1 pseudogene is annotated in these 393 nt (G+C 71.8%); it reads left to right on the top strand.

Going from position 1 to position 393, the window contains the following annotated elements:
- Positions 1-393: pseudogene (locus tag LPA54_RS41405) on the top strand (transcriptional regulator); the annotation flags it as partial.

The raw sequence follows: 393 nt of genomic DNA, 5'->3' as shown, positions 1-393 counted from the left end.
GAGCCGGACGCCGACGGCCGCCGGCATTCCGAGCACAACCCCGGCTCGCTCGGCAAGGACGCCATCGATCCGATGAACTGGCCGCCGTGTGAGGTCCCCGACGGCCACCCGGTCCTGAAGGACCTGCCCCGCTTCCATGTGCGCGGTCCCGGCGAGAAGCTGTTCGAGGAGGCCCACGACTGGGCGCGGCCGATGACCGATGCCGAGTGCACCCTTCGCCACCTGGTCGGCATCGACGTGAACATGGCCTTCGCCGCGGGCGCGAACGGCCTGACCGTCGGCCTGGGCGAGGCGACGCGCGTCCAGGCCCCGGCGTTCGACCCGAAGCTGCCCGGCTCGTGGCTGGTCGACCTCTCCCACGTCGACCTGTCCCGCGTGAAGGTGGGCAAGGAG

This window comes from Streptomyces sp. DH12 (assembly GCF_020873895.1).
GTDB lineage: Bacteria > Actinomycetota > Actinomycetes > Streptomycetales > Streptomycetaceae > Streptomyces.
Note: the sequence above shows the minus strand (reverse complement) of the source record. Positions and strands in the feature narration are given on the sequence as shown.